Annotated in this window: 22 protein-coding genes; 8 read left to right on the forward strand and 14 right to left on the reverse strand. The window is 65.5% G+C overall.

The genetic code is table 11. The features are described 5' to 3' along the window. Nucleotides 1-51: 51 nt before the first annotated feature. Complete coding sequence (locus NGM29_RS15240) at nucleotides 52-1224, reverse strand: tubulin/FtsZ family protein (protein ID WP_254157282.1); 1173 nt, start codon at nucleotides 1222-1224, stop codon at nucleotides 52-54. A gap of 441 nt (nucleotides 1225-1665) precedes the next feature. Here NGM29_RS15240 and NGM29_RS15245 point away from each other — a divergent pair, with 441 nt between their 5' ends. Further along, nucleotides 1666-3543 carry an ABC transporter substrate-binding protein gene (locus NGM29_RS15245; protein ID WP_254157284.1) on the forward strand — a complete coding sequence of 626 codons (1878 nt, stop codon included), beginning with the start codon at nucleotides 1666-1668 and terminating at the stop codon, nucleotides 3541-3543. Between the two features lie 129 nt (nucleotides 3544-3672). Next, a complete protein-coding gene (locus NGM29_RS15250; RefSeq protein WP_254157286.1) occupies nucleotides 3673-4563 on the forward strand; it encodes a phosphatase PAP2 family protein in 891 nt (296 codons plus the stop codon). Between the two features lie 52 nt (nucleotides 4564-4615). Here the strand turns inward: NGM29_RS15250 and NGM29_RS15255 are convergent, their stop codons facing one another. The 7 genes from NGM29_RS15255 to NGM29_RS15285 form a co-directional block, all read right to left on the reverse strand. Further along, nucleotides 4616-5584 carry a sugar phosphate isomerase/epimerase family protein gene (locus NGM29_RS15255; RefSeq protein WP_254157288.1) on the reverse strand — a complete coding sequence of 323 codons (969 nt, stop codon included), beginning with the start codon at nucleotides 5582-5584 and terminating at the stop codon, nucleotides 4616-4618. Nucleotides 5585-5677: 93 nt separating this feature from the next. Beyond that, complete coding sequence (locus tag NGM29_RS15260; RefSeq protein ID WP_254157291.1) at nucleotides 5678-6757, reverse strand: Gfo/Idh/MocA family protein; 1080 nt, start codon at nucleotides 6755-6757, stop codon at nucleotides 5678-5680. Nucleotides 6758-6796: 39 nt separating this feature from the next. Further along, nucleotides 6797-7000 carry a DUF8005 family protein gene (locus NGM29_RS15265; protein WP_254157293.1) on the reverse strand — a complete coding sequence of 68 codons (204 nt, stop codon included), beginning with the start codon at nucleotides 6998-7000 and terminating at the stop codon, nucleotides 6797-6799. Continuing rightward, nucleotides 6997-8205 (reverse strand): ABC transporter ATP-binding protein, encoded by a 1209-nt coding sequence (locus tag NGM29_RS15270; RefSeq protein ID WP_254157295.1) that lies wholly within the window; start codon nucleotides 8203-8205, stop codon nucleotides 6997-6999. Before NGM29_RS15270 ends, NGM29_RS15265 begins: the two co-directional genes overlap by 4 nt. A 3-nt stretch (nucleotides 8206-8208) precedes the next feature. Further along, nucleotides 8209-9267 (reverse strand): carbohydrate ABC transporter permease, encoded by a 1059-nt coding sequence (locus tag NGM29_RS15275; RefSeq protein ID WP_254157297.1) that lies wholly within the window; start codon nucleotides 9265-9267, stop codon nucleotides 8209-8211. Further along, on the reverse strand, nucleotides 9268-10263 hold the full coding sequence (locus NGM29_RS15280) for a carbohydrate ABC transporter permease (RefSeq protein WP_254157299.1): 996 nt from the start codon (nucleotides 10261-10263) through the stop codon (nucleotides 9268-9270). It lies immediately after the preceding gene. 8 nt (nucleotides 10264-10271) lie between these two features. Then, nucleotides 10272-11723: an extracellular solute-binding protein gene (locus NGM29_RS15285; RefSeq protein WP_254157301.1), complete on the reverse strand. Its 1452-nt coding sequence runs from the start codon at nucleotides 11721-11723 to the stop codon at nucleotides 10272-10274. A gap of 482 nt (nucleotides 11724-12205) precedes the next feature. On the opposite strand from NGM29_RS15285, the gene NGM29_RS15290 reads away from it, so the two are divergent. Then, complete coding sequence (locus tag NGM29_RS15290) at nucleotides 12206-12628, forward strand: CopG family ribbon-helix-helix protein (protein WP_253436824.1); 423 nt, start codon at nucleotides 12206-12208, stop codon at nucleotides 12626-12628. A 137-nt stretch (nucleotides 12629-12765) separates the two neighbouring features. Here NGM29_RS15290 and NGM29_RS21495 read toward each other — a convergent pair whose 3' ends face one another. Together NGM29_RS21495 and NGM29_RS15300 are read right to left on the reverse strand one after the other, a co-directional pair. Then, nucleotides 12766-13089: a hypothetical protein gene (locus NGM29_RS21495; protein WP_425499160.1), complete on the reverse strand. Its 324-nt coding sequence runs from the start codon at nucleotides 13087-13089 to the stop codon at nucleotides 12766-12768. A 99-nt stretch (nucleotides 13090-13188) separates the two neighbouring features. Beyond that, nucleotides 13189-13542, reverse strand: a complete 354-nt coding sequence (locus NGM29_RS15300) for a four-helix bundle copper-binding protein (protein WP_254157304.1) — start codon at nucleotides 13540-13542, stop codon at nucleotides 13189-13191. Between the two features lie 193 nt (nucleotides 13543-13735). Between NGM29_RS15300 and NGM29_RS15305 the strand changes: the two genes are divergently transcribed. The 3 genes from NGM29_RS15305 (at nucleotide 13736) to NGM29_RS15315 (ending at nucleotide 19958) form a co-directional block, all read left to right on the forward strand. Then, the gene (locus tag NGM29_RS15305; RefSeq protein ID WP_254157306.1) at nucleotides 13736-14731 is read left to right on the forward strand and encodes an AIR synthase family protein; all 996 of its coding nucleotides are present in this window, start codon (nucleotides 13736-13738) and stop codon (nucleotides 14729-14731) included. 158 nt (nucleotides 14732-14889) lie between these two features. Next, nucleotides 14890-15372 carry a DUF2062 domain-containing protein gene (locus tag NGM29_RS15310; protein WP_254157308.1) on the forward strand — a complete coding sequence of 161 codons (483 nt, stop codon included), beginning with the start codon at nucleotides 14890-14892 and terminating at the stop codon, nucleotides 15370-15372. Nucleotides 15373-15635: 263 nt separating this feature from the next. Then, nucleotides 15636-19958, forward strand: coding sequence for an outer membrane protein assembly factor BamB family protein (locus tag NGM29_RS15315; protein ID WP_254157310.1), 4323 nt, complete (start codon nucleotides 15636-15638; stop codon nucleotides 19956-19958). Here the strand turns inward: NGM29_RS15315 and NGM29_RS15320 are convergent. Together NGM29_RS15320 and NGM29_RS15325 are read right to left on the reverse strand one after the other, a co-directional pair. Further along, on the reverse strand, nucleotides 19933-20598 hold the full coding sequence (locus tag NGM29_RS15320) for a DUF998 domain-containing protein (protein ID WP_254157312.1): 666 nt from the start codon (nucleotides 20596-20598) through the stop codon (nucleotides 19933-19935). The genes NGM29_RS15315 and NGM29_RS15320 overlap by 26 nt on opposite strands. Then, the gene (locus NGM29_RS15325) at nucleotides 20595-22100 is read right to left on the reverse strand and encodes a hypothetical protein (RefSeq protein WP_254157314.1); all 1506 of its coding nucleotides are present in this window, start codon (nucleotides 22098-22100) and stop codon (nucleotides 20595-20597) included. Before NGM29_RS15325 ends, NGM29_RS15320 begins: the two co-directional genes overlap by 4 nt. Before the next feature lie 78 nt (nucleotides 22101-22178). Here NGM29_RS15325 and NGM29_RS15330 point away from each other — a divergent pair, with 78 nt between their 5' ends. Then, nucleotides 22179-22529 carry a VOC family protein gene (locus NGM29_RS15330; RefSeq protein WP_254157316.1) on the forward strand — a complete coding sequence of 117 codons (351 nt, stop codon included), beginning with the start codon at nucleotides 22179-22181 and terminating at the stop codon, nucleotides 22527-22529. Nucleotides 22530-22536: 7 nt separating this feature from the next. On the opposite strand, the gene NGM29_RS15335 is transcribed toward NGM29_RS15330, so the two are convergent. Together NGM29_RS15335 and NGM29_RS15340 are read right to left on the reverse strand one after the other, a co-directional pair. Then, nucleotides 22537-23715, reverse strand: a complete 1179-nt coding sequence (locus NGM29_RS15335; RefSeq protein ID WP_254157317.1) for an ABC transporter ATP-binding protein — start codon at nucleotides 23713-23715, stop codon at nucleotides 22537-22539. 94 nt (nucleotides 23716-23809) lie between these two features. Continuing rightward, nucleotides 23810-24283 (reverse strand): DUF5793 family protein, encoded by a 474-nt coding sequence (locus tag NGM29_RS15340; protein ID WP_254157319.1) that lies wholly within the window; start codon nucleotides 24281-24283, stop codon nucleotides 23810-23812. A gap of 193 nt (nucleotides 24284-24476) precedes the next feature. On the opposite strand from NGM29_RS15340, the gene NGM29_RS15345 reads away from it, so the two are divergent. Continuing rightward, nucleotides 24477-26426: a type II/IV secretion system ATPase subunit gene (locus NGM29_RS15345; RefSeq protein WP_254157321.1), complete on the forward strand. Its 1950-nt coding sequence runs from the start codon at nucleotides 24477-24479 to the stop codon at nucleotides 26424-26426. Nucleotides 26427-26454: the final 28 nt, after the last annotated feature.

The following is a 26454-nucleotide window of genomic DNA, read 5'->3' on the forward strand; positions in this document are numbered from 1 at the left end:
TAGCGGAACGTCGAAACGGATGGGCGCTCGGCCTTCTCGAACGTCTGGCGCCTAGAACAGCGCGTCGAGTTCACCGCTGGTGTCGAGCAGCGACTCCAGGTCGCCAGCCTGTTCAGCTCGAATCGCCGAGGTCGTCTCCTTGGTCTCGACGGCGACCGACTGAAGTTGCTCGATGCGGGGTACGTCCGTGACTCCGGAGAGGAGCACGATCGCCCCCACCTCGTCGGCGCCCGGTCGCGGATAATCGCCGCCGCGAATCTCCATGCTCCCGGTCTCCTCCTCGAGCCAGGTTCGTCCGCGCTCGATTCCCTTCCGGCTCAGTTCGTCCGGCGGGCCGGTCGCCACGACGAGCCCCTTGTCGGCGCTCGCGACCGAACAGGGGAGCGTCAGTCGGCCCAGCGTCGCCTTTCGGACGAGACTCGTGATTCGGTTCGTCGCCTCGTGTTCGGTGCCGAAGTGGGTGCTCGAGGACGTTCTGGAGACGCGCTCGAGGATACCGGACGTATTCGAATCGACCGACTGAGTCGCGTAGCCGATCGTGGCGATGCCGTTCTCGAGCGTGTTGATGATCTCGGAGGCGTCGACCACGCTCTCGGCGACGTGGTCGCCCGACGACACCTCGCCGGCGGCGAAGAGTCGACCGACTCGCTCGACGAGTTCCCGGTTGCTCCGTTCGAACCCGCTCTCCACCGACTCGCCGGTCTGGCGCCAGGCGTCGTTGTCGAAGACGACCAGCGAATCGACCTCGCGCGTGAAAGTCCGGAACGACCGGGCGGCGTTGAGCGTGTAGATGCCGCCCTCGTCCGTCCCGGGGAGGATGCCGAGGCCGTACACCGGCTCGTTGTAGATCCGTTTGAGGTGCGTCGCGAGCACGGGGGCGCCGCCCGATCCCGTCCCGCCACCCAGACCAGCCACGATCAGGAAGGCGTCGAGGTCGTGGACGGGGACGCGGTCGATCGCCGTCTGTATCTCGTCGACGTCGGCTGCGGCGACCTCGGCGCCCAACTCGTTGTCGGCGCCGACCCCGTGGCCCTTCACGCGAGACTGCCCGATCAGGACGCGATTCTCGGGAGTGACGTGCTCGAGTCCGCGCAGGTCGGCCGTCGCGGTGTTGACGGCGATCGCCGCCTCGACGACGTGGCCACCGATCGTTTCGTCGAACGCACAGAAGGCGTCGACGACCTTTCCGCCTGCCTGACCGAAACCGATGAGTGCGAGTTTCATGGCTCTGATTCCAACGGCTACCGCCCGGTATCCCCGCCTTACAGCGCTCGCCCCGTTCCCGGCGGGCGACCGCCGCGGGAGACCTGTCTGGAAGCCGTATAGTCAGGGCCGCCTATGCGTCCATTGTTATGCCGGCCGTACTGCGAACGCCGGGATTCGAGTGAGTGAGTAAGCAGTCGCTACGGCGCGTTTGGGAGCGATTACTCGAGCCGTACACTCGAACCAGAACTCGAGTCTCGACGCTCGAGTCTGACACTCATTTTCCGTCTCTCGCGTATCGAGCGACTGCAGGGTGCCCACTGGTGATCGTCGTGTTCGGTGAGTTCTCTCTGACGTGACCGAAGGGGTATCACCCTCGTTCGAGGACGGCAAACTGGCAAAAACACGCAATGTCGACTGAGTAGAAAGTCATATACTGCGCCGTAAGTAACCAGTGAGGTGATGGATAATCGGGTACGTCGGCGAGACGTCCTGGCCACGCTCGGGGCCGGTGCCAGCGCGTCCCTCGCCGGCTGTTCGGAGTACATCTGGTCGGGAACCAATGGCACCTCGCCCGACCCAATCTCGCTCGAGATCAAGACCGTTCCGACCGACGACGACGTCATCGCTCCGAAGATCGCGAACCAGTTGACCAACAACCTCCGTGCAGTCGGGATCGACACCGATCACGTCCCGCTCGAGGAAGCCGAACTCTACCGAGAGGTGCTAATCGAGCGAAACTACGACGTCTTCATCATTCGCCACCCCGGCTTCGACGAAATCGACTCGCTTCGATCGCTCCTCCACTCGGACTTCGTCGGCGAGCAGGGCTGGCAGAACCCGTTTCGATTCTCCGACCCGACGGCGGACGATTTCCTCGATTCACAGCGCGAAGCGGAGGGAGGCGACCGACGCGAAATTTTCGACTCCCTGTTTACCTACCTCACCCAGGATGATACGGCTCCGTACACCGTCGTCGCCCACCACGACCACCTCGGCGCCGTCAACACCGATCTCTCACTCTCTCGGATCCCGTTTACCCCACGGGAGTATCTCGAGGCCGTCACGAATCCACCCGACGACGAGATCGACCGACCACTCCGCGCCGGCCTGTTCGGCTATCAACGCACGTCACGCCTGAACCCGCTCGTCGTCGACCTGACCGACGTCCAGACGATTCTGGACCTGGTGTACGATCCACTCGTTCGAAAGTTCGAGGAGGAGTACGTCCACTGGCTCGCCGACGGCATCGAGTGGGAGGAATCCGGCGGCGCGCTCGAGGCGACGGTGACGCTCCACGACGGCCTCCACTGGCACGACGGCGAGCCAATCGACGCCGAGGACGTCCGGTTCACGGTCGATTTCCTCTCCGATACCTCGCTCGGAGAAGCCGAGAGCCCCGTCACGGCCCCACAGTTACGGGGTCGGCAGTCGCTGATCGACGAGGTTACCGTCGTCGGCGAGCGAACCGCCCGCGTTCGCTTCGACGACGTCTCCCGAGAAGTGGCCCGATGGGCGCTCACGCTCCCGCTCCTTCCCGAGCACATCTGGTACGAGCGGTCAGAACTCGTCGGCGATCACCAGACTGACGCCCTTGAGTGGGACAACTCCGAACCCATCGGTTCCGGCCTATTCGCGTTCGTCGAGTCCGAAGACGGGGAGTCGGTCACCCTCGAGTTGTTCGAGGACCACGTGCTGTACGAACCCGAATCCGCGGACGAAGACGAACCGGCGACGGACGACCCCGTAACGGAGCCCGAGTCAGACGGTGGCGGGGCCAACGAGACGGACGATGAACTCGAGGATGGGAACGGGGACGGGGATGCAGATGGGGACGATCAGTTCGACGACGAAGACACGTCCACAGAGACCGACGCCAGATTCGACGGCCTCGAGTTTCGCGTCCTCCCGAACGTCGGCGCCGCTCTCGACGCGCTGATCGACGGCAACCTCGACTTCATCGCCAATCAGATTCCGGCGGCCCAACTCGACGAAGTCGCGGACGAGGAAGCCATACGGACGACGACCCAGGACACCGGGGCGTTCTACATGATCGGGTACAACCTGACTCACTCCTCACTCGGCAATCCGCGGTTCAGAGGCGTGATATCGCAGTTGATCGACCGCGAAAACGCAGCCGAAGGAATTTTTCACGGGTATGCGAGGGCGCCAGAGACCCAGAGCGCCTTCGTCGGCATCCCCGACGACCGATGGGACACCGACCGGCGCGCCTCGGGATACGCATTTCCGGGTCAGGACGGGGAACTCGACGAAGAGCAGGCACGAGGGCTGTTCGAGGAGGCCGGATACAGTTACGTCAACGGCGAACTCGTCGAGTGATCGAACGCGTCAGTTTTGCACACTCGAGCCCTCGGTCACAGTGCATACCCGGGCTTTCGGTCGGTCACCGTACACTAATTCGCCCGCGAGCAGATTGTTTTAACCCCGTCGAGAACGTACCGGGAGCGTATGGCACTCGAAGGAGTCGTGCTGGACCTCGCGCTCGGCGTCGGCGTGATGCTCTGCTCTGCGACGCTGGTCCTGGTCGGGCCGGCACGATTCACCCGCGCACTCAGGGATGCCGGCTCGCGGTTTCGAAACGCATCCCTCACTCTCGGCACCTTCCTCGGTGTGTTGCTCCTCAGATGGGGGTCCTCCCAGAGCGTCCCGTGGACCTCCCAGGACGTCATGTCGTGGTTACAGTTTCGCGTCGTCGGCCGAAACATCACGCCGCTGATCGACCGATTCGAGCGGGAACTGTTCGCCGAGAACCCCGTCATCGTACTCCAGTCGCTCGAGAGCGACCTCCTGACGTCGTTTTTCGTCTTCAGTTACCTCTATGGCTACGCCTTCTTGCTCCTGTTCCCGTTCGTCGCGTACTTCTCGCTAGGGCGAATGGACCGGTTCAATTCGCTGGTGCTCGCGTTTACGGCGAATTACGCCATCGGCCTGCTCTGTTACGTGTTGTTCATCGCCTACGGGCCGCGAAACCTGCTCGCCCTCGAGGTCGTCCCGCTCCTCTACGAGTCCTATCCACAGGCCCGGTTCCTGACCAACGAGATCAACCAGAACACGAACGTCTTCCCCTCGCTTCACACGTCGCTATCGGTGAGCGTCTTCTTCCTCGCGCTGGCGACCCGCGACGAGTATCCGCTTTGGGTGCCCATCTCGGGCATCCTGGCGCTGAGCGTCGTGGTATCGACGATGTACCTCGGCATCCACTGGTTCTCGGATGTCGCCGCCGGGATCGTTCTCGCGGCCGTGAGCGTCTACATCGGGCTCAACTTCGACCTCGAGAAGTACCGACGGCCGCTCCTGGCAGCTGCGTCGCGCCAGGCCAGCCGAGTGAACGGGAGGTAGGGTATCTGGGAGTGGACACGGGATTGACCACTCGTCGACACCACGAATCCCCTCACTCGGCCCAGTAGGCTTCGCCCGGCCGGTCCGTGAAGACCGCCCGCTCGAGCAGTTCGATGGCCTTCTCGAGGCCCTCCGTCGAACTCGTGAGCGAGTCCTCGTGCTCGATGCTCAGTACGTCGTCGTAACCGACCATTCGCAGCGTCGAGACGATGTCCTTCCAGTGGGCCTCGCCGTGACCGTAGCCGACCGAGCGGAACAGCCACGACCGGTTGGACTCGTCGTCGTAGGCCGTCGTGTCCAGGACGCCCTTCACGCGCGACTCCTCCTCGTAGATTCGGGTGTCTTTGGCGTGGACGTGGTGGATCGCGTCGCGTTTCCCGAGATGACGGATCGCGTCCGTGATCGAGATTCCCTGCCAATAGAGGTGCGAGGGGTCGAAGTTCGCCCCGACGCGCTCGTTGGTCGCCTCGCGTAACTCGAGCAGGCCGCTGGGTTCGTAGACCAGCATGTTCGGGTGCATCTCGATCGCCAGGTCGACGCCGTGATCGTCCGCGTACGCGGCCAGGTCGCCCCAGTACTCGCGGGCGACCTCCCACTGGTACTCGTGGGCGTCGGCGTGTTCGCTCGGCCACGGCGCCGTGATCCAGTTGGGAACCTCGTCCTCCGGCCCGCCTGCTGGGAGGCCCGAGAAACAGGTGACGGTGCCGACGGCGAGCTGGTCGGCCAACCCGATCGCCTCCCGGAGTTCCGTATCCGCCTCGCTCGCACGTTCCTCGTCGGGGTGGAGCGGATTGTTGTGGGTCGCGAGCGCACTGATTCGCATCTCGTGGTCCTCGAGCAGTGCGTGGAGGTCCGCCTGCGCATCCTCGTCGTCGAGGTACTCGTCTCGAGGCAGGTGGGTGTCGCCCGGGTAGCCGCCGACGCCGGGTTCGATTGCGCCGACGCCCCGCTCGGCGAGGTAGGCGACGGCGTCCTCGAGCGATTCACCGTACAGCGGTGGGGTGTGTACGCCGATGTCCATACGTCTCGACCGACGACTGCTGGCGAAATAAAAGGGCGGGTGCACGCAGTCGTCCAGTTCTCGACGTCTCGACGTCGGGACGACCAGAGGCGATCAGGGGGACTCGAAGTCCATCACGCACCTGCCGATGTCGCTCGAGCGATAGATTGCATCGATCACCTGCTGCACCGCGAACGCCTGGTCGACGCTGTCCTTGAGCGACCGACCGCTGACGATGGCGTCGAAAAACGCGCGTTGTTCGTCGGCGTGGGTGTCGTTGTGAGCCGTCTCCACGGACGTATCCTCGAGGTGATGTGGCCCGGCTGCACTCGCGGAGTAAAACGAGAGGTCCCCCTCGAGGAAGTCGAACCGCGCGGCCGCCTCGGTTCCGCGGACGAAGAACTCGTGGGTCGGCGGGCGGTTCGTCGCCCAGGCGACCTCGAGCGAGATGGTCCGGTTGTCCGCACAGCGAATAAACGCGCTGGCGGAGTCGTCCACGTCGAACTCGTCCGGCCCGGCGTCGTCGCCCCACATGTCGAGGTAGGCGTACTCCTCCTGGGTACCGAACGCGGTTCGCGTCACGCCGTTTACCTCGACGACCTCGGGGTACTCGTGCAGGTAGAGCGCGAGGTCGATGGCGTGGACGCCGAGGTCGATCAACGCGCCGCCGCCCGCGACCGCCCGACGGGTGAACCAGGAGCCACGGCCTGGAACTCCTCGCCGCCGGACGTAGTTCGCCTCGATGTGGTTCACTCGCCCAAGGTCGCCGCGTTCGATCCGGTCGCGGACGATTCGAACGGTGTTCAGGAAGCGGTTGTTGAACCCGACCATGCAGACGGCATCGCTTGCCTTCGCGGCGTCGACGATTCGCCTGGCGCTCTCGAGGGAGTGGGCGAGCGGTTTCTCGACCAGCACGTGCACGTCCCGCTCGAGTGCGGCGACGGTGTACTCCTCGTGGAACTTGTTCGGCGTGGTGACAATCACGGCGTCGACCTCGTCGTAGAGGTCGGTGTGGTCGTCGTACGCGTCGACATCGTAGCGGCGCGCGAAGCTCTCTCGAGCCTCCGCGGAGATGTCCATGCCGCCGACGAGGGGGACGCCGAGGTCGAGCAGGCGCTCGGCATGGTACTGCCCGATGTTACCGAGGCCGACGAGGCCGGTTCGAAGCGTCGTTCGGTCGTGTTGTGGCGTCATGTGCGCTGAGTGCATCTCCCGGTCGAGTCCAGACTCGACTCAGTACAGCTGTCGTTCCCGTTCGTCCCGCTCGTCTCGTTCCGTCGCGTCGTCTTCGAGACGCCGTCGTCCTCGGAGGTATCGCCGGATTCCAGGGGCGATCTTGTATCGCACGTCGAGGCCGAACGAGACGATTCCGTAGATCCAGAAGAAAAACAGGACGAGCAGGCCGCCGTAGTAGATCGCGATGACGAGGTTGCTCATGAGTAGCTGTCGGATTCCGCTTCGGTCGGCGTCGTGTCGTCGCCTCGGGGCTGTTCGGCGAGCGTCTCGATGCCGTGGGCGAGCGCCTCGCCCGACCTGGTGTCGAAGAGGTGGATGCTCGAGCGATCCAGGACGACACTGGTCTCCTGGTCTTCCTCGATCGGCGTGTCGGGGTCGAGGCTCATGAGCAACTCGCCCATCGATGCCCCGGCGACGTCCTGGTCCATCGTTCGACTCGGACCGTCCGCGAGGCGCAGGTAGACGAACACCTCGTTGCCCATCGGCTCCAGGACGTCCGTGGTGACGGGGATCTCCCGTGTGGCGGTCGAGAGCGACTCGGTTCGATCGGCCAGGTGGACGTCCTCCGGCCTGACGCCGAGCGTCACGGGGTCGCCCACCGTGACGCCCTCGACCGCGGACGGGTCGAACGAGACGTCGAACCACTCGCTTCGGAATCCGTCCTCGGCGAGTTCGCCCTCGACGAAGTTCATCGACGGCGAGCCGATGAAGCCGGCGACGAACAGATTGGCAGGTTCGTTGTAACAGATCAGCGGCGGATCGATCTGCTGGAGTTCGCCCGCGTTGATGACGGCGATGCGATCGGACATCGTCATCGCCTCGGCCTGGTCGTGGGTGACGTAGATGATCGTCGTCTCGAGCTGTTTGTGCAGGCGCTGGAGTTCGGTCCGCATGTGTACCCTGAGCTTGGCGTCGAGGTTCGCCAGCGGCTCGTCCATCAGGAAGACGTCCGGTTCGCGGACGATTGCCCGCGCAATTGCCACACGCTGGCGTTGTCCGCCGGACATCTCGTCGGGCATCCGATCGAGCATGCCCTCGAGCTGGACGATGTCGGCGGCCTGGTCGACCCGGCGGTCGATCTCGTCCTTGTCGTACTTCCGGAGCCGGAGGCCGAACGAGATGTTCTCGTAGACGTCCATGTGCGGGAACAGCGCGATGTTCTGGAAGACCATCGACACCCCGCGATCCTTCGGCGGCAAGTTCGTGACGTCGACGTCGCCGATGTGAATCGTCCCTTCCGTGGGCTTCGTGAGGCCAGCGATGGTCTCCATCGTCGTCGACTTCCCACAGCCCGAGGGACCGACGAGGCAGACGAACTCCCCATCTTCGATCTCGAGGTTCATGTCGTCGACTGCGGTGACGTCTTCGTAGCGTTTCGTGACGTGTTCGAGTGTTACGCGTGCCATGATTTACTCCTTGAGTGCGCCGGCGGTCAGTCCGCTGACGATGCGTTCCTGGGCGACGACGACGAGGATCACGACGGGCAGGACCCCGATGATGCTCGCGGCCGCCATCAGGTTGAACTCCGTCGAGTACTGGGTCTGGTAGCTCAGGATGCCCCCGACCAGCGGCGACCAGTTCTGGGGCTCGTTCCCGATGGCCATGATCGAACTGAAGAAGTACTCGTTGTAGACGGCGATAAAGGTGAGCACGGCCGCCGTCGCCACGCCGGGCGCCGACAGCGGCATGATCACCCGGAACAGCGCTCCCAGCCGCGTCGTCCCCTCGACGCGCGCCGCATCCTCGAGGCCGTCGGGAATCTGGGCGTAGAACGTCGTCAGGATGAAGATCGCCAGCGGCAAGAACAGCGCGCTGAACGGCAGGACCATCGACGGCGGGCTGTTGACCAGCCGCGGCGACTGGAACAGTTCGACGCCAAGGAACGGAATCACGACGGCGTTGCCGGTGAACGCCTCGAACAGCGGCACCAGAAATGCCGCCGGCGGGAAGTACGAAATCGCCAGGATCCCGAGCATCAGCGCCCCCCGACCGGGGAACTCGAGGCGCCCGAAGACGTAGCCGGCGAGGCTCGCGATCATGATGACGATGACGGTCGTGATCAATGCCAGCACGAAGCTGTTGAAGACGTAGAGGTGGAACGGGATCACCTCGAAGACCTGGACGAACGACTCGACGCGGAACGCCTGCGGCGTCGGGAACGGGATCTCGAGGCCCAGGAACGAGAGCGTCCAGTCGCCTGCGATGATCTCCGTGTTGGGCGTCAGCGCGAGTACGAGCAGCCAGTAGAACGGGAACAGCGTCGTCGCCAGGAAGAAGATCGCGACGACGTAAAACAGCGCCCGGTAGAGGCGGTCCCGACTCCCCGAGTCGGTGAGCACCGACTGCGTCCAGCGCTCGAGCGGCCCCCCTCCGCCATCTTCGTCCTGTCTGCGCCGGGTTTCCGACACGGCGTCGGGGGTTCCGGACTCGGCTCGAGGCGGCGTTCCAGTTCCTGATTCGGACCCCATCTACAATCCCTCCTTGTACTGCTGGTAGACGACGATCAACACGACCGCGCCGATGATGCCCGCCGTGACGAACGCGATCGCCGAGGCGAGTCCGCGCTGGTTCGTGAACGTCGCGACGACCATGCACGTCAGCGAGGGCACGGCCGTACAGCCGGCAGTCGAGTCGATCAGCCCGTAGACGCGCATGGCGTCGATCGTTCGAAAGAGGATGGCGATTCCCAGCGTCGGCACGATGAGCGGGAACGTGATGAGCTTGAACTGCTGCCACCGCGTGGCGCCCGCCACCTTCGCGACGTCGTAAAGGCTCCGATCGATGCTTTGGAGCCCCGCGAGAATCAACAGTGCCATGAACGCCGACGTCTTCCAGATGTCCGCGACGGTGACGATGATCAGCCCACTCGAGGGATCGTTCAGCGTGTTCTCCTGGGCGACGATGCCGAGCGCGGCGACCAGGTCGGCGGCGAAGCCGGTGCTCGGGTGGAACATGAGGTAGAAGATCATCCCCTGGATGACGATGGGGATCGCCCACGGGATGATGATCGCCACGCGAACCCAGCTCCGGCCCCGGAAGTCCTGGTCCAGAACGAGCGCCTGGCCGAACCCGATGATCGTCTCGAAGAAGACGCTCACGAACGTGAAGATGAGCGTCACCATCAGGGCGCTCCGGAAAATCGCACTGCCGGTGAGAGCGGTCGGCAGGAACGTCGACGACCCAGGGAGCCACCGGTCCGCATCGCCGGTGAACAGACTCACGTAGTGATCGAGGCCGACGAACTCTCCCGATCCCGCGCCGATGAGGTCCGTGAACAGCGACATCTCGAAGGTTCGCAAGAGTGGGTACAGCGCGATGGCCCCCAGAAGGACGAAGACGGGCGTCAACAGGAGGTAGGCGAACCCGGTCTCGCCGAGGTTCTCCATCCACCTGGTGAGTGCGACGAGCGGCCCCGATCGTTTCGATTCGCGAGTCGGGCCGCTCGATCCTTGTTCGGTGCTCATAGGTTACGTCACCCCGACTCGATGTCCTCGAGCGCGGACTGGAGGTCAGCGGCGGCGGCCTCTGGATCCTTCGAGCCGGAGACCGCACTGTTGGCCTCCTCGGCGATCCGCGTCGACTCGGTACCCCAGACCTCCGTGACGGGGCGGGGCATCGTGTTCTCGCCGGCGAGGCGAAGCGTGTTCATGTACGCGCCCATCGGCTCGGCGCTCTCGGCCTCCTCGGACTCGAAGAGTTCGGGTTTGGGCGGGAGCCAGCCCCAGATGTCGAGGATGCCGAGGAGTAAGCCGTCCTCCATCGACACCCGCAATACCTCGCGGGCCTGCTCGAGGCGGTTCGAGTTCGGGTTGAGCACGATGTGCCAGCCCCCGAGGGCGGAGGTTGTGCCGCCGGTACCGGGCTGGTTCGCCTCGTCCTCGGTGACGGCGTAGGGAATCGGCATCGTGCCGACGTTGTCGACCCCGTGTTCCTCGGCGGCGGCGCGGATCGCGTACGGCCAGTTGCGGTGAAACGCCGCGTTGCCGTTCTCGAACTCGGGGAGGGACTCGTCCTCGGTCCAGGAGGTGATGTCGGAGGGGGCCACGCCGGATGCGTAGCCCTCGAGCGCGTCGCCGTACTCGGGATCGACGAAGGTCCGCATCATCCGGAGCGAGTCCACGAATTCCGGTTCGTCGACGGTGACCGGCCGTTCGCCGACCGGGCCGAACAGGTTTTCTCGGCCGCCGAAGTAGGCGCCGCCCCACGAACTCAACACCTCGTTGAACGTACAGCACGAGGTCCCCTCGTAGACGTCCCACTGCGTCGAGAGGCCGAACTCGGCGTCGGAGGCGCCGACGACTTCCTCCACGAGGTTCGACCACTCCTCCCAGGTTATCGGTTCAGTGGCCCAGGACTCGAAGTCGCCGTCCTCGTAGCCGGCCTCGCGGGCGTAGTCTTTCCGGTAGATCATCACGGGAAAGTCCGGAAAGAGCGGTACGCCGTAGAGGTCTCCGGATTCGGGATCGCGAGCCGTCGCGGTGAACCCCTCGAAGTACTCGTCGCTGACGCGCTGGACGTCCTCCTCCTCGAGTTCCTCGGTCAGGTTCGCGATGAGTCCCTGCTGGATGAAGACGTTGACCCAGCCGTTGTCCATCAGCATCAGGTCGGGTTCGGCCTCGCCGGTGTCGAGGGCCGTCTGGTAGTTGTCCCGGCGTTCGTCGCTGTTATCCGCCCCGGGGCGGAACTCGATCTCGATGTCCTCGCTCAGCCCGTTCTCGTGGTACAGGTTCTCAATCTCGTCACCCACTTCGTTCGCCGCGCTCGGGTCGAAGCCGAACGAGATGGCTCCCTCGGAGCCGTCGCCACCGCCGTTGCCGTAGATGCACCCGGCGAGTCCTACCGCACCGGAGGCACCCGCTGCGGCGACGAACGTCCGACGGGAGACCCGCGAGCGTGGCGCGTTTCGGGGCCGATTTCCAGACATAACGTGCACTCGTGTGCGGGGACCGGCCATTGTAATAGAGAGAATACACGTCCCAGCCCCGTCGCTTCCGGCGTGTAATCTCGAGTTACTCGTCGAGAAATCCAGACGCCGACTCGAGGACGGAATGGAACGGTTCCGACCCCGCGTTTCGCCAGGAGTGTTCGGCTCACGTCGTTCGTCGACGCCCGTCGCTGTCGACAGATTTCCGGACAAGATACCGTTGGACATCAGCGAGGAAGTGTAACGAGAGGTTCTCTGGGACTACGGAACCGTCGGTCGTCGATTGCTAGTTTTCGGTCGTCGGTTGCCAATTATCGGTCTCGATTATCGTTCATCGTTCGTCGACCCGTCGACTCGAGCGGTAATGCCGACTACCCAATCCAAATCCGGTTTCAAATCTCAATCCGGACCTGTCTCTGACGCTGAACACGAATTACGCCGGAATAATAAGGCTTAACAATTCCATGGTGCCGAATTATTACATGGCCGTCGTAAGCGTCTCGATGCCGGATGCGTTGCTCGAGCGAATCGATCAGTTCGCCGACGATCACGGGTACACGGGTCGGAGCGAAGTCGTCAGGGAAGCCTCCCGAAACCTCCTCGGCGAGTTCGAGGACACTCGACTCGAGGGTCGCGAACTCATGGGCATCGTCACCGTCATGTTCGACTACGAGACGACCAGCGTCGAGGAGCGGATGATGCGCCTTCGCCACGAACACGAGTCGCTCGTCGCCTCGAACTTCCACAGCCACGTCGGCGATCACTTCTGCATGGAACTGTTCGTCCTGGAGGGCTCGCTCGAGGACATCTCGACGTTCGTCGGCAAAATCCGGGCGACCAAGGACGTGCTCTCGGTCGATTACTCGGTCAATCCGGTCGACGGACTCGAGACGATCAGCGAGTGACCGTTCGTCGCTCGTAGCGCGACCTTCGATAGATTTTGGGCTCCGTCGAAACTCTCCTCGGTAGATGCTTCACGGGGTGGATTTCCGGTCACTGCGGATGTGAGCTGTGCATACCCGATACTGCCTTTCGCCTGAAATCAGTCATCTGAGTCGGGTGCTGACCGCTGGTCGTCCGTCGGCTCTGGCTGTAACTGGCGGACGAGATTCAAATGCATCAAGTGAAGGTGCATTCCAATGCCGTACAGGATGGTCCCCAGTCCAACGAACGTAAGCGGCATCAGTATCGACTCGATTGCCTGTGATGGACTGTCAAGATTTGCAGGAAGGACGACACCAACGGCCAACAGAAACGCAGTGAGGATGATTATCAATCCTATACGGACCGCGCGGGAGTATTTCCCAATCTGTTGAATGCGACTTTCAATCTCCTCTCGGGTGGGTGGTGCTGTCTCACGAGCCATAGCGTATGATTTCTAGCATCGTACAGGGTTATTCAGGCCGACAATGCGCTGGTGACGAAAACAAAGGGGTTTGTGGACGGGCAGGAATGGTTGCGAGTTCTACGTCGACATCATCTCCCGGCAGGATTCGGCACACTCGCGAAGCACGTCAGCACAGACCTGACAGTGTTCTTCATCGTGTTGTTCGCACTCCTCGGCACACTCTTCGCATGCACCAGCACAGGCCTCTGCGAGTTGCGTGCTGTAGTTCGAGTTCCGTGCCATGAAGCGTGCGTGCAGCGTCGTGAGATCGGCGACATCCCGGCAGAGACGGAGGCACTCGGCCATCCCTTCGCCTTCACCAGCACATTCATCAGCGCACCATTCACACGCTTGCGCGGCTTCGAGACAGGTATCGATGCACTCGCCCATCTGGTCGTTCTCACCTACGTGGTCGATTTGAGTTAACACCATCACTCACTGTTCCAGCATCTTACGGCCTAAAAGCGGGGCTGGAATAGGCAACCGTTCGCTGAACACGCTCTACTGATAATTGACAGTATCAAACAGGTACGCGTTGTGGACTGCAACAGAAGCTGATCCTGAATTTGACGACCGACTCGAGTCCTTCGACAGCTACAAGCCGTCCATCGCCCACGTTCGTCGTATGCCCGGCAAAGTCCACCCCGACGACCTCGTGGCACATGTCTTCGGCCGAACCGGCGACGCCGACGACGCCGTCCTGCAGGGTCCGGCGACGGGCGAGGACGCGGCGGCCATCGACTGGCCCGGCGGCCACCTCGTCGTAAGTTCCGACCCCATCTCGCTCGCTGCCAGCGAAGTCGGCACCCTCGGCGTTCACGTCGCCTGTAACGACGTCGCCGCCAGCGGGGCCGACCCCCGCTGGCTCACGACCGTCATCTTGCTCCCCCCGTCGGCGGCCGACGACGGGGACGACACCCTCGAGATCGTCACCCGCGACCTGGACGCGGCCGCTCGCTCGCTGGGGGCGACCATCGTCGGCGGCCACTCCGAGTACGTCGACGCCCTCGAGCGCCCGCTAGTCTCGCTGACGGCGATGGGCGCCGCCGAACGCGTCCTCGAAACCGGCGGCGCCAGACCTGGCGACCACGTACTCCTGACGAAGGCCGCCGCCATCGAGGGGACGGCCATCCTGGCGGCGGACTTCGGCGAGCAACTCGACGTCGACGAGGCGACGCGCTCGAGCGCCGAGGCGTTCCTGGCGGAGGTCAGCGTCGTCTCCGACGCCCGAGTCCTCCGGGAGTACGCGACCGCGATGCACGACCCGACCGAGGGCGGCGTGACGGCCGGCCTGCTCGAACTCGCGCAGGCCTCGGGCGTTCGACTCGAGGTCGACCGCGACGCGATTCCGGTCCGGCCGGAGACGGCGACCCTCTGTGGGGCCGCCGGCGTCGATCCGCTGCGAATCTTCGGTTCGGGAACCCTGCTCGCGACGGTCCCCGACGACGACCTCGAGGCGTGTCTCGACGCGCTTTCGGCGGCCGACCTTGAGGCGGCGGTCGTCGGTCGCGTTCGGGCTCTCGATGACGCCGAACGACCGTCGCTCGTCCTGGACGGGGAATCGATCACCGACCCGGTGATGGACGACCTGTATCCGCTCTGGGAGGGGAACGACTCCTGAGACCGTCGACGTGGGTTCACTCGAACAACGGGGCGGGGAACGTTCGCGGGAAACGTACTGGCCGATCCCGCACAGTGCGAACAGTTGACACCTGACGATACGCTTTTCTCTCTCCGCGGCTGAGGTGGCGCTGTTAGCAGATGCTCCGTGACCGAGTGATGCGCGTACAGGACCGAGTACGCCGTGCGCTCCGAGAGGCGTGGGAAGAGGACCACACGCCACACGAGGTCGGAGTGAGCTTCGCTATCGGCATCTTCGTTACAGCCCTGCCGACCGGCGGGCTCGGAATCGGCTCGTTTTTCCTGTTCGCGTACTGGTGGTCCTGGATTTCGAAGCCCGCGATCTTCTCCTCCGTGGCCGTGTTGAACCCCGCCATCAAACCTGCCGTCTACGCCGGGAGCATCTACGTCGGGGCCGTCCTCTTCGGCACCGACCCACTCATCGTAACCGAATGGAGTCATCTCGAGACGGCCCTGCTCGTGATCCAGTTGCTCCTCATCGGGAACCTCATCCTCGCGGTGGTGCTCGCCGGCGTCGGCTACGTCGCGGCGTACTATCTGACCCGGAGCTACGTCGAGCACGCCGACCAGCAGACGGTCTCCCCATCCAGCGACCTCCCCACTCCGTTTTGGCGGAAGTAGACGTTTTCGCCCGTTCTGCGCCTCGCCCCCGTCGTCAATGGATAGCCAACGCGTTCAGCTACGTTCACACCGATGCTCACAGCCACGCTCACGCCTAAATCCATACTTCGAGACGATCAATCGCATCCCGAGACTCGAGGTACAGCGCTGGTTGACAGTCTTAGGCACCAAAACGGTGGGGATAGAATTAACTCCCCCCGGACGGATTCCCAATCAGTTGTGGACCGTGCTGGACCAGCACGGTTCGCGTCCATCACGCATCTATGCCACGAAACGACCCTTCGAACCCGGACGACCCCGTGCTCGGGGAGCCGGACGACGACCTCGAGGTCACCCTCGGGATCGACCAGTTACAGCTTTTTCTCTCGGCCGACGACCCCGACGTTCGTACGTACGCGGCCAGCACGCTCGCCGACGAGGCGGCCGATCGACCGCGCGAGGTCTGTTCGGCGGTTCCGGCACTGATCGATCGACTCGAAGACGAACCGTCGGTTCGTTCCCACGCGACGGCGGCGCTCGCGGCAATCGCCCGGGACCACCCGTCAGAAGTCGAGGCCGCCGTTCCGGCGCTGACCGATCGACTCGAGGGATCGACCGTCGTCCGCGCCGACGCCGTCGACGCGCTCGCAGCGATCGGTGACGCAGAACCGATGACGTTGCTCGAGTCGGTCGACGCGCTCGCGGCGATCGTCTCCGGCGAGGACCAGGACGAGGACGAACACGAGGACACGTTCGTCTGCCGGCGAGCGACCGCTGCACTGGCGGCCGTCGCCGACGTCGACCCCGAGGCGGTCAGGCCCGTGGCAGCCTCGATCGCCGCGGCCGCCGACCACGAGGACGAGGCAGTTCGCGGACACGCCGTACGAGCCCTGCGGGCCGTCGCCGAATCGGACCCGACCGCGCTCGCCGAGACGACCGACGCCGCCTCGCCCCTGCTCGAGCGACTCGGCGACGACGGAGTGATCCGGGCCGACGCGATGGCCGCACTCCGCGCGCTCGCGGTCGAAGACGATCCCGCACCGATCACCGTCGAACCCGTCGCGGAACGGCTCGACGACGAGAGCCAGGGTATCCGCGAGGACGCCGCGATCACGCTGATGGCGGTCGCAACCGAGACGCCGGAGCGAGCGTCGACCGCACTCGATCCGCTCACGGCGGCGCTCGCTGATGCCCCTTCGATTCGCGAACCGACCATCCGCGCACTCCGGCACGTCGCCACTGCAGATCCTACGCTGGCGGGCCTCGAGTCGTCCGTTCCGGCCGTCACCGATCGCCTGGCCGACGTCAAGACGGCCGTCCGAACCGACGCGGCGGCGACCCTGCGCGCCGTCGCCGACGAACGGCCAGCCACCGTTCGGTCGTCGGTCGTCGCGCTCGCTGCCGTTCTCGAAGACGACGCGATCGAAACCCGCGAACACGCTGCCGCCGCAATCGAGGCCGTCGCCGAAGAACATCCCGACGCCGTTGCGCCCGTCGTGGCGGAGCTCGCGGCTCGCCTCGAGGACGAGGACGAAGAGGGGACGTCGGTGCGGGCAGACGTCGCTCGAGCCCTGGCCGCCGTCGCGGTGGCCGACCCCGATGCCGTTCGCGTCGTGATTCCCTCCCTCGCCGCGTGTCTGGACGAGCCGAACGAGTCGGTCAGACGACCGGCTGCCGACGCGCTCGGTGCCGTCGCAAGCGACGGCGACGTCGACCAGGCGGTCGTCGAACGGTCCCTCGCACGGCTCGAGGAGGAGCGAGGCGACGAGACCGACGCGTGGCGACAGGGCCATGCCGCCCGGTCGCTGGCGGAGGTCGCCGAGGAGCAGGTCGCGGGCGTCCACCCGGCCGTTCGATCCCTCTCGACCCGACTCGCAGCCGACGCCGTCACCGTTCGGCGAGCGGCCTCCCGCGACCTCGCCGGCGTCGCCACGGAACGGCCGCGAGACGTCCGTTCGGCCGTCGAACCGCTGGCGGCTCGCCTCGAGGACGACGACGCGAGCGTCCGCAACAACGCCGCGATCGCCCTCCGGAGACTGGGGGAGGCCTACCCCGAGGACGTCCGGTCGGCGCTGGGCGCGCTGTTCGGATCGGTGGACGACCCCGATCGGACCGTCCGGACGAACGTCGTCGCCGCGCTCACCACGATCGGTCCCGACGGCGATCACGTTCGCTCGCCAGCCCGATCACTGGCCGTCGCCGAAACGACCGCCGACGACGCGACGATTCGAACCGGCGCACTCGAGGCCCTCGGCGTGTTGCTCCCGGAGACCGGCGACGAGACGGCCGTCGTCGTCGACGCCGTCCTCGATCGACTGGCCGACGACTGTCGACCAGCCGAACGGAGTGCCGCGCTCGAGGCCCTCGAAACCCTCCTCACGAGACCCATCAAGACCGATCCGACGCCGGCCGAGGCGGTTCTCGACCAGTTCGACGACGGATCGACGGCGAGGACGACCACCCTGGCCCGTTCGCTGGCCGACCTCGCTCGCGTCGATACAGCCATCGTGGAACCGCTCGCCTCGAGCCTGCTCGAGCGACTGGCGAACGCCGGACGACTCGAACGCCAGGCCCACCTTCGAACCCTCTCGGCCGTCGCCGATGGGTCGGGTCGGTCCGTCGTGGCGCTCCTCCTCGATCGCCCAGGTGATCGACCGATGGAGGCAGTCGCGGCCGACATCGCAACGCTCGCCGTGGTCGAACCCGAGGCAGTGAGCCAGAGCGCAGACGCCGTCGCCGACCTCCTCGAGCACGAGACGCCGGCCGTTCGCGGCTACGCGACGCTCTCGCTCGCAACTGTCGCCGTCCTCCAGGACGACTCGACGCTCGAGACGGAAACCGACGCCGTCGAGGATCGACTGGTCGACGCCGCGTCGCTCGTAGCCGGTGGGGAGACGCCGACGCACACGGACGCGATCAACAATCAACTCTCTGGACTCGGCCGCCGCGTCGATGGCGACCCCTGGGCGGCCGGAATCGCAGTGCTGGCGCTGTCGGTGCTCGCCGAGTGCTCCGAGCGGTTGCGACCCACGGCGATCTCGAAAATCGCCGCCGGACTCGCCGTCGATTCACCCGTGGTTCGGGTTACGGCGGCCCGAACCCTCGCGGCGGTCGCCGAAGAGGACTCCAACGGGTTCGACTCCAGCGTCTCGGCACTCGTCGACGCGCTCGAGGACGAGGACGACAGCGTTCGAGCGTTCGCGACTCGCACGCTCTCCACACTGGCGCCTCGCGGGGACGTAGACCTCGCGGAGGCGGTCGACGTCCTCGTCGCTCGACTGGCCGATCCCGATAGCCGCGTCAGGGAACAGGCGTGTCACAGCCTCGGGTTCGTGGCCGTCGAGCCGTCGACCCTCGACCCGCTCGGAGCCGATCCGGTTCCGTCCGTCGCCGAGGCGGCCGTGCGGGCACAGAACCGGGCGACGAGTGCGCGCGAACCAATCGACGACCACGACGATTGGGGCGACTGGAGCGCCGCTCGAGCCGACGCCGCGCGGACCGGGGCCGTTCCCGACGGCAACCCGCTCTCGTCGGCAGTCGACGTCCAGTGGCGGTTCGACCCGGACGTGCGAACGGCCGCACCGACCGTCGTCGGCGACACCGTCTACGTCGGCACCGACAGCGGTCGCGTGCTGGCGCTCTCGCTCGAGACCGGCGACGAGCGCTGGGGGTATCAGACCGACGGCATCGTGACCGGGTCGCCCGCGGTCGTCGCCGACGAGGTCTACGCCGCGAGCGCGGACGGGACGGTGTACGCGCTCGACCGGGAGACCGGCGAACGAAGCTGGCAGTACCGGCTGGACGCGACCTGCCGGGTCGCTCCAGTCGTCGCCGACGGAACTGTCTACGCCGCCGACGACGACGGATCGGTGTACGCTCTCGAGGCCGAATCGGGACGCGTCGAGTGGACGCTCGCGACCGACGAGACCGCGGCCGTCGCGGAGGTCGCCGTCACCAGCGGTGGCGTCTTCGCCGGAACCACTGACGGCGTCGTTCGACGCATCGACGGTGAAACCGGTTCGCTCGAGTGGACGCGCGACCTCCAGATAGCGGTCGACGTCGATGGCAACGGTGACGGCGACGTCGACGCTGGCCCAGGCGACGAGAGAACCAACTATATAGCCGCCACGGGCGATCTCGTCGTCGCCACGGACGGTGACAGTCTCTACGCCCTCGAGGCGGCCGACGGCACGATTCGCTGGCGATTCGACACCGGCGGCGCCCTCGAGGCCCCGGCGGTCGCCCACGGCACAGTCTACGTCGCCAGCGGCGATCTGAGCGTGTACGCGGTCGACCTGGTCTCGGGCGCCGAGCGGTTCCGGTTCGACACCGGTGGCGCGACGCCGACCGCGCCGGCCGTGGTCGACGGCACTTGCTGTGTCGGTACCGACGAGGGGGTCATCTACGCGCTGGATGCGACCGACGGCGCGGCCCGGTGGCGATACGACACCGAAACCGGGGCGGCCCTCGAGGGGCTGACGGTCGCGAGCGGCCTGCTGTGTACCGCCGGCCCCGGCGGCATCGCCGCCCTCGGCGACGACCAGTCCTCGTGGGCCGATCGCATCGGGTTCTCCGGGCTGTTCACCCGGTTCGGCGCGAACCAGTAGTCGTTCTCGAGCCGTCTCGAGTCCCCGACCGAACAGCGGCCGTTTTCGCGAGGATCAGTATCCAGACGCCGAAGGCGACGGCGGCGACGAACTCTGGAACGGCGAACCAGTGTCCCGGGTCTGCCGCCGCGGATCGAACGAGGAGCCAGCCGAGCCAGCCGGCCAGGTGGGCGACGCCGAGCCAGATCGACGCGACCGCGATCCACCGATCGCCGGCCAGCACCTGTCCCGTCCCGGTGAGCAGTTGAGCGATCGGGGCGACGCCGAACACCATCAGCGCGGCGAGGCCGTGCAGGCTCGACTCGAGGTAGTACGCCGTGTGTCCGAGGAAGAAGATTCCCACACCGACCATGCCGAGGACGGCGACGCCGGTGAGCACGATGCCGATTCGCTCGAGCCGATTGCGAGCGCCCGTCCAGAGCAAGGCGACGAACGGTGTACCGAGGAGGCCGCCGAGGATCAGCCCGCCGTTGAAGAGCCAGAAAGTCCGCGCGGTGACTCGGCCCATGTCCGAGAGCGCGCGCGTTTGCCAGGTGAACGTCTCGGGCGCCGCGACGAACGTCGACAGGACGATTCCGGCCAGCGCGACGTTCGGAGCGGCGACGCCACAGCGGATCGCCAGCGTCCGGCGATCGGTCATCGCGCACCTCCGGCGAGGACGGCGTCGCGAGCCGTCGATCGTGCGTCCGACAGCGCGTCGCCAGGCGAAGGACGCGCCGGCCGTACTGCCGGTTGGGTCGTTTCGGTCACTTCGCTCGAGGACAGGCGTCGACTCGAATCGGCCGACGACGCCGTCGAGTCCCGCTCGTCGAACGCGACCTGGACGTCGCCGGTCGCCGAAACCTCCTCGAGGCTCACCGACTCGACGAACGCCTCGTCACCGGCGAACAGGACGAGCGTTTGGTCGTCGGCGTGCTCGAGGCTGAAGGCGTACGACTCGGTTCGCCAGCGCGTCGTCGTCGGCGTGCGATTCGATGTGTGGGTTCCGGACTCGGCCTCGAGGCTCGTCGCCCGGCGCTCAAGCGCCGTGGCCATCGCGTCCGTCGCGAGCGAGGCGTTCGATTCGTCCTCGAATCTGATCGCCCAGGCGTAACTGTCGACCTCGTCACCGCTACTATCGTCGCCAGCCATGGCCCCGTCATTCGAGATCCGTCGCACGCGATCGTACGACCAGCCAGCGGCAGCGTCTCTCGCCGCGTCCGTGTCGAGTTCCGTCGCGAGTACCTGCTCGAGGACGAACGACCCAACGACGTCCGTCCCGGTAGGGTCGCTCTCCCAGCCAGCGGATTCGGCGTCGACGCCGACCTCGATCTCGAACGGTTCGAGTTCGGCCTCGCCCATTGCGATGGCGGGCTCGCCGCGGCGAACCTCCTGCATCGTCACCGGCGGCGTCTCGTAGACGCTCCAGTGGGTCGCCGGCGAGTCGGCGGCCGCTGCGACGTACCGACCGCCGTGGTGGTACGGCCCCCAGGAAAGCCTGGTTCCCGGGCTGGCGTTCGGATACAGCGACTCGAGCAGGTCGTCCTCGGGCGTCACGGGCAGGTCGTAGGCCTCGGTGTACGCGCTCGAGACGTAGACGGCGCTTCCCTCGATCAGGCTCGTCACCGTCAGCCTGGCGTCGGTCGTTCCGCGGTGTTCGGCCGGGATCTCCGCCTGGACTCGTTGCGGGGCTCCTCGCTGGAACTGCGCGGTGTGGACCAGTTCGTGAACGAACACCTGTTCGATCTCCGCCGGCGAGGCGTCCGCCTCGGGCAGGAGGTACACCGCCTGCATCGCACTCGAGACGCCACCGACCCGGAGTTCCTCGGCCCCGTCGGTCGGATCGGGTGCCGGGATTCCCATCACGGCGTAGAAACTCGAGGGGTCCTGGACGGCTCGTGGCGGCCGCTCGATGGGCTCGTCCACGTATACCGTCGGCGGCCGGAGATCGATTGCAAGGAGCGACTGCACCCGGTCGAACGTCGCGTTCGCGTCGAGGGGCAGGTCTCCGTGGACCTCGAGGGTGCGTTCGCCGGTCGCGCGGTCGTCACCCGTCGAGCCGTCGACGCTACCCACGTCTGCCATCGGCGCCGCACAGCCGGCGAGCACCACCGACAGCAGTACGACGAGCGTCGCCATCCGCCGCCCTCCCGACTTCGTCATACCTGTCACTGTCGATGGACGTCGTATAAATACTCCGGCACCCCAACGGTTTTTCCGTCACCCGCACTCGATTTGGCCATGGCTGGCATCGTCTTCTTCGGCACCGAATCGCTCGAGCCAATCGTCGACTTTTACGTCGCGGAAATCGGCGCGGAACGGTGGCTCGAACAGCCCGACTGTACGATCCTTACCTACGACAACCTCCTGATCGGGTTCTGTGCCCGCGAGAACGCCGACATGGACGGCACGATCACGTTCGTCTTCGACACCGTGAACGAGGTCGACGCGATGTACGACCGCCTCACGGATCGAGCACTCGGCGAACCGGTCGAGAACGACCGCTATCGAATCTACCAGTTCTTCGCCGAGGATCCGGACGGGCGGACGCTCGAGTTTCAGACGTTTCGCCACGAGACCGACTCGATCTAAGCAGCGGTCAGTCTGCCGAACTCGAGGCCGTCTCGGAGGTCGATTCGACGGCGTCGACGCGCTGGTCGGCGGGGAACCACGCCAGGTCGTGGTCGGCGGTCACCCTGACGGCGACGCGCTCGTCCAGGTCGATCCGATCCGAGTGGTTGTGCATGCACTCGATGGTCTCGCCGTCGTCGAGTTCGACGCGGTAGAGGATCGTCGGGCCGAGGTAGCGCCGGTAGACGACCGTCCCGTCGGCCTCGGGGCCGCTCGCGGGGTAAGCCGTCACGTCGTCGGGTCGGAGGAGGAGGTCGACGTCAGTCCCGTCGTACTCGGTGACGAGGCCGTCGACGTCCGCTCGCAGGACGCGACCCAGGGCCGTCGAGACGTGATCGCCGCGGACGGTTCCCGACAGGAAACTCGCGTGCCCGAGAAAGCCCGCGACGAACCGCGATTTGGGGTGCTGGAAGACGCGTTCGGGTTCGTCGATCTGCTCGAGGTCGCCGTCGTTCATGACGGCCACCCGGTCGGACACCGAGAGCGCCTCCTCCTGGTCGTGGGTGACCGAGACGGCCGTTACGCCGGTTTCTTTGATGATGCGCCGAACCTCCTCACGCATCTCGACGCGGAGGTCGACGTCGAGGTTCGAGAACGGTTCGTCCAGCAGCAACATCTCGGGTTCGGGGGCGAGCGAGCGAGCGAGCGCGACCCGCTGTTGCTGGCCGCCGGAGAGTTCCTCGGGATAGTCGTCGCCGTGCTCGCTCAGGTTCACGAGGGCGAGCAGTTCGTCGGCGCGGGCCTCCCGCTCGTCCGCGGGCCAGTCGGTGAGCCCGAACGCGACGTTCTCCCTGGCCGTCAGGTGCGGAAAGAGCGCGAACTCCTGGAACACGATGCCGACGCCACGTTCTTCCGGCGGGACGAACGAGCCGTTCCCGGCTACGGACGTTCCGTCGAGACGAATCTGGCCGCCGTTGGGTCGCTCGAGGCCCGCGATGAGCCGGAGCGTCGTCGTCTTGCCACAGCCGGACGGGCCGAGGAGGGTCAGGATCTCGCCCTCGCGGACGGTGAGTGAGAGGTCGTCGATGACCGCCTCGGAGCCGTAGTGCTTCGCGACGCCCTCGAGTTCGAGGACGACGTCGCTGGTCGGCGGTGCGTCCGCGAGTCGGTCGTCGGCCGTCGACGTGAGCAGGGATTCGTGAGCCATTGGCAACCGCTGTCTTCGTTAGTTTAGGCTACCCTAAATCACTTATAGCTGCCGGTCCGTTCCCGGCAGGTCGGAACTGAGTCCCGGCGAGCGACTACAGTTCGACGCCGCTCGGGATCAGGCTCCGATGCCGGAGCAGGTCGCCGTCGTCGTCGTAGACGAGGAACGTGCGCTTGTCGTACTCGACGAACGGTTCGCCGTCGAGGGTGATCGTGACGTGGTAGCGCCCGCCGTCGTCGGTCGTGTCCTCGCCGTAGCCGCGAGCGGCCCGGATGAACTGCAAGACGTCCTGGGCGGGGACGTTGAGTTCGAGGACGAACTCGCCGGTCACGCGGTTCGTGACGCTGACGACGCCGTCGGTATCCTCGGCATCGACCGGACCCTGGAGTCGAAGCGCGGCGTCCGTCTGGCTAGCCTTGAGTGGCTCGCCATCGGGGTCAGTGAGACGATCTTGGAGAAGTGTCGCTGGACCGGTACAGTCGATTGTTACGGCGGGTTTCTTCGGATCACTGTCGGTCTCGATCCAGTCGACGTTGCTGGCAGTTAGCGTGAAGTGCTCGCGCTTCATTACGCAACGACGACTTCGCACTCACGGGGTATGAACGTAACGCCCATTGTGCGTTTTCTGCACATCCGGACAAAACAGTCCAGCGGGGAGACGGTGCTGACGTCCGTCGAATCCGTGCGTCGGATACTCGGCAGGTGGCCATCTGATTTAAGACGATACGGTCTCTCCCTAGAAGAGACTGCGAACAGAGACGATGGAACCATACAGCGACACCGATGCAGGGGCCGAACTCGACACCACCGCGGACACTACCGAGAACGCGAATGCCCCCGCGAGCGACACGTGGTCGGCAACCGACGCGAACGAAGAGAGCGGTGCCAACGATGCGACGGCCGCGGGCCTCGAGGACGCCGGAAATGTCGGAATCGCCGAGGATGCCGGGAGCGGCGGGAACGCCGGAACCGACGAAATCCCCTCGGACGTCGATGACGACGCGACACACCCTCCCGACTCGACGCTCGAGTTCACATTCGACCAGATTCGGCGCACGCTACGTCGAGTAGTCGACGTACTGCAGGGCTCTCACATCGACGTGACGGCCTACGATCCTGCGGCGCATGGCCCGCTCGTCACGTTCGACGACGCGGACGACCTCGAGGAAGTCGATCGCTACTGGGTGAACGCCCCCTTCTCGTTCGTCGTGATCCAGTACGACGAGGCGGCCAACCACCACCGCTACCGAACGGTCGAACCCATCCTCACCGACGAGGAACGACTCGTGCTCGAGACGCTGCTCGAGGACGTGCGCGATCCGCTCCTCTACCGACAGACGGACGACGAAGACGTGGAGGAACTGCTTCGATCCACCGTCCGCGAGTACCTCGAACGCTACGGCGCCGAGGTCGACATGGCGACGTTCTACCGGCTCTTCTACTACATCTTCAGGGACTTCCGGGGATACGGACGGCTCGACCCGATCATGCACGACCCCCACGTCGAGGACGTCTCCTGTGACGGGTACGACCTCCCCATCTTCGTCTACCACGGCCAGTACACGGACGTCGAGACCGACGTCAGCTTCGGCGAGGACGAACTCGATCGGTTCGTCGTCCGCCTCGCCCAGCACTCCGGGCGCCACATCTCCATCGGCGACCCGATGGTCGAGACGACCCTCGAGGACGGCTCCCGGGCGGAACTCGCCCTCGGAACGGAGGTCACGCCGCGCGGGTCGGCGTTCACTATCCGGAAGTACGCCGATGAACCGCTCACGCCGGTCGACCTCGTTCGGTACGGGACGTTCAGCGTCGAGCAGATGGCCTACCTCTGGCTGGCCATCGAGCACAACAAGAGCCTGCTCTTCGCCGGCGGGACCGCCTCGGGGAAGACGACGAGCATGAACGCCATCTCGATGTTCGTCCCGCCGCGCTCGAAGGTCCTCACCATCGAGGACACCCGCGAACTCCAGTTGCACCACGACAACTGGCTCTCCTCGGTCACTCGCGAGCGCATCCACGAGGGAAAGAACGTCACCATGTACGACCTCCTGCGGTCGGCCCTTCGCCACCGCCCCGAGTACATCGTCGTGGGGGAGGTTCGCGGCGAGGAGGCCATCACGCTCTTCCAGGCGATGAACACCGGCCACACGACCTACTCGACGATGCACGCCGACTCCGTGCAAACGGTCATCAACCGCCTCGAGAACGAGCCGATCAACGTGCCCCGGGCGATGGTCCAGAGCCTGGACATCCTCTCGGTGCAGACGCTCACCAGGCTCGGCGGCGAGCGCGTCCGGCGGAACAAGGTCTTCGCAGAGATCGAGGGCATCGACCAGCGAACCGGCGAACTGGACTACTCCACCGCCTACTCCTGGGACGGCGAGACGGACACGTTCACCGCCGAAACCAGCCACGTCGTGGCCGAGATTCAACACGAACGCGGGTGGACCCAGCGGGAACTCCTGACCGAACGACGCAACCGGGAACGATTCCTCGAGTACGCGCTCGAACACGAGATTTCGGACTACCGACGATTCACGGCGCTCGTCAACGAGTACTACGCCGACCAGGAACGCGTACTCGAGCGGATCGAGGACGCGAGCGAGAACAGCGAAACTGAGGGCAGGGAAACCGAGAGCGACGAAAACAAGAACGACACGGACGCGACACCACCGAACCGACCGGGCGACTCGCTCGAGACGAACTGACACGGAGAGATCGACCGCATCCACAACC

This window comes from Natronosalvus rutilus (assembly GCF_024204665.1).
GTDB classification, from domain to species: Archaea; Halobacteriota; Halobacteria; order Halobacteriales; family Natrialbaceae; genus Natronosalvus; species Natronosalvus rutilus.